The organism is Paenibacillus mesophilus, from assembly GCF_005938385.1.
GTDB classification, from domain to species: Bacteria; Bacillota; Bacilli; order Paenibacillales; family NBRC-103111; genus Paenibacillus_AB; species Paenibacillus_AB mesophilus.
In genome coordinates this window covers 1-3,434 of the sequence record NZ_VCRA01000071.1, presented here as the reverse complement: position 1 = coordinate 3,434, position 3,434 = coordinate 1, and the positions used below count along the sequence as shown (strand labels likewise).

General features: G+C 53.8%; 2 protein-coding genes and 2 rRNA genes. All 4 read right to left on the bottom strand.

The window, feature by feature from the left end:
• Positions 1–169 precede the first annotated feature (169 nt).
• Positions 170–1,936 (bottom strand): polysaccharide deacetylase family protein, encoded by a 1,767-nt coding sequence (locus FE783_RS37160; protein ID WP_138884437.1) that lies wholly within the window; start codon positions 1,934–1,936, stop codon positions 170–172.
• A gap of 145 nt (positions 1,937–2,081) precedes the next feature.
• A complete protein-coding gene (locus FE783_RS37155; protein WP_138884436.1) occupies positions 2,082–2,885 on the bottom strand; it encodes an alpha/beta hydrolase in 804 nt (267 codons plus the stop codon).
• Between the two features lie 214 nt (positions 2,886–3,099).
• Positions 3,100–3,216 (bottom strand): 5S ribosomal RNA (gene rrf, locus FE783_RS37150).
• Between the two features lie 106 nt (positions 3,217–3,322).
• Positions 3,323–3,434, bottom strand: a 16S ribosomal RNA gene (locus FE783_RS37145); the annotation flags it as partial.

Here is a 3,434-nt window from a genome sequence, read left to right as displayed (position 1 = left end):
GCCACACATTACCAACTGTTTGTCAAGTTCTATTTTTTATTTTCGTGCAAAAAAAGAGCGGGCTATCTTTTCGATAACCTGCTCTTGTTCTTAATTTTGGGCTCTTCGCCTTAACTTAATGACATTGCCCACATGGCCGCCCTTCTTTTAGAACCTGTAAAAATACCGGTCAACCCGCCACGGAGACGGCCGGCTTCAACGGAATAGACGTTCTCCCAGCCGGAACATCCAGTATCCATTGCTGCAATGGAATGCCCATCCGCTCGACCGGCTGGACTCTTCTCACTGCCGTTGAAGCTCCGCCTTCCGGAGCGGCCGCATCGGCCGACAACAGAACCGTCAGCCCCTTGCACTCGCGCTGCGCCGAAATAACCAAATGCCCGTTCTCTACGCGCGCCTCGACGTTTCTGCGCAATTGGAGCCATTCGTACATATCCTGTGCCGTCCACCAAGCCAATCCTTGCTCTTCCCCGTATCGGATCAGGTCGACAAAGCCGGGTCCGACGTTCTCATTCATTTTGAACGTAGCCGGATGGTACAGAAAATGCGCTACGCCATATACATCTTTGCTTCGGTCCACAAGCGCTCTTGCTTCGGGAGCCGTGCAGCGAAGGGGGATCGGCGGATCCCAGGCTAGCGTCGGATTGCTGTAAACGTTCATGAGACGATTGCGTTCCGAGGCGTCGGATACGGGCAAGTACGGATGGCACGTTCCGGCCAGAAAGCCTTTATTGCCCTGCTTCGTGCCGCCTTTGCTCTGCTCCACGACGATGCCCGCCCTTTCGCACCATTTGAAGAACTGCACGTCCCCTTCCCAGCGCAAGTAATGGTTTTTGTTCATTTTTATGGGAACGGACACATTCATAGCGTTCATTTGACTCTTCAGCAGCCCAAGCTGCTCGTTGAACAATTGTTCGTCCCAGCGGTTGCCTTCCGCCTCCAGCGCGTTATAGTGAAGGGCGATCTCGTGACCTTCATCAACGATACGCCGGTAAATAGGCTCGGGATAGCCCGGCATAATGATGCACCAGCTCGACTTGATTCCGGCTTCCTTCAGCCGGTCCAGCAGCATTTCCGCCGCTTCGCTCACGTTGCCGTCCGTATCGTGGGAAATGTGGCCGATCGCTTCAAGCCCTTCCGGCCAAAACCACACTTGCGCGAACGTCCGGGATACCGATTCCCCGAGACGGTGCAGAAGCCGCAGCAGCATAATACGGAATTCGTCCACGATCGGATGCAAGTAGAACGGAACGCCGCCGTCTATCGAGTTGCGGTCGCGGTTCCAATCGAGTACCGAACTGTCGTCTGTCTTGAATATATCGTCGTTGATAGCACCCGTTCCGTCCGAGGACGGAGTACCGTCCTTTACGACCGGCACCCCTTGCTGCATAAGGCAGAAGGTGCGGGGCAAATCAACGGCCAACATGGCCGCCGCTCCGTGTGGATACGCCTTGACGGTCACCGCAGGGTGAGCGGTTTCCGCGCCGGTCTGCAGCGTAATCGTGCCATGAGTCTCCACACCGTCCGTCGGCTTCAGCAGCATCGAACCGAAGAAATGAAACGAGCTTTGCAGCCCGTCGGCGAGCGCCGAGCCCTTCCAGTCGATCCAGCCTTCCTTGACCTTGCGTACTTGTTGCACCCCGAGCATATGATCCAACCCGTACGTATCGCCGACCGCCAGTACCGCATTGCCGCTTTCACAATAAGCCCGGAACAGTTCCGGCCAATCCTTCCTGTCATCCAAACCCGCTACTATCGTTATACCCTTGGGACGGCTGCCGAGCCACGCTTCCGGCGTCCATGCATCATAAGCAATACCAGCCTGCTTCAGGATCTCAAACAAGTAAGGCGTGTAAACGTCCCGTCCCTGCCGCCATACTGCCTGCGCCTGCTTCTCGTTCCAGATCACATGAATCACATAAATCACCTGTTCCATACTTGTATTTATTACTTCTTCCATCATAATGCTTTAGTCCGAAACCGTCAACGGCATAAAACAGACTTTATTAAACAATCCCGTAAATTATCCATTGAATTCAAAAAAAAGACAACCGCTTAAAGCAGTCGCCCTTTTTCCCTTGTTATCCGTCCGATTTGGCGAAGCACGATTCAAAAAACCGCAGCGTATCCGGCAAATGCATTGTCCAATACTCCCAATTATGCGCCCCTTCGAATTCCGAGTATTTATGCGGATAGCCGATCTGCTGCAAATGCTGCTGGAATAACACGTTCAACGGGTACAAATAATCGTCCTTCCCGCAATCGAAGTAAAGAGCCGGCCTGTTGTCATCTGCCAAACGCGCCTCGCTGAGCAGCGCCAAATCATACCCTTTGGCATAGTCGCCCTTCTGCGGACCGATCATCCTGGCCCAATCGGACCGGGAGAAATCGCTGTATGGCAGCTTCCCCGCCGATCCGAGCGCTCCCGACAAGCTGGCTGCGGCACCGAACAATGCCGGATTGCGCAAGGCGAGCGAGAACGCGCCAAATCCCCCCATCGAGTAGCCACCGACGAAACGGTACGCCCGCTCGGGGATCGTCCGATAATTCGCATCGATATACGGCACCAAGTCATGAAGCAAATATTGTTCAAAATTGCCCGTTCCATCGTACCAGTCGATATAAAATGTCCCTTGGCCGTACCCCCCGTCATTCGGCATCACCACGATACATTCCCGAAGCTCGCCCGACGTCATCATTAGGTCCAGCGTTTGTTCCACATTTCCTTTCGTCAGCCAGCTGCTCTCGCAGCCGTACATGCCATGCAACAAATATACGACGGGGTAAGCCCGCTCGCTGCCTTCATATGACGACGGCAAGTATACGAAGCACGACATTCTCGCAAAGAGCGCCCCGGAGAAAAAAGGGACGGGATGGACAGCCATTAGGATCACGCTCCAGGGCAAAGTAAAGGTTCTGCATTCATTATACCAGTTACCGCCTCGCCGACAAAAGAAAGCGGGTGGCTGAACAGCTTCTGCGCCGTCGTTTCTTGGTACGGTATGAACAAATGCATAAACTTTTGCATTTGTTCATGCCCTAAATATCCACAAACAAAAATCGCCCCTTCCGCATAATTGCAGAAAGGGCGATTTAATCGCTTGGCAACGTCCTACTCTCCCAGGACCCTGCGGTCCAAGTACCATCGGCGCTGGAGGGCTTAACGGTCGTGTTCGGGATGGGAACGCGTGGATCCCCTCCGCCATCATCACCAAACGGATTGAAGGTAGTTACTCCTTCAAAACTGAACAACGAGCTGTGCAAGTGTTTGAGACTTAACGTCTCTTGTACCGAACCGTTACAGGTTCGAGGTACTCCATAGAAAGGAGGTGATCCAGCCGCACCTTCCGATACGGCTACCTTGTTACGACTTCACCCCAATCATCTACCCCACCTTCGGCGGCTGGCTCCTTGCGGTTACCTCACCGACTTCG

Bases quoted from the DNA above. Each gene is read 5' to 3' on its own strand.
- FE783_RS37160 (WP_138884437.1), bottom strand. From the start codon at position 1,936: ATGGAACAGGTGATTTATGTGATTCATGTGATCTGGAACGAGAAGCAG.
- FE783_RS37155 (WP_138884436.1), bottom strand. From the start codon at position 2,885: ATGGCTGTCCATCCCGTCCCTTTTTTCTCCGGGGCGCTCTTTGCGAGA.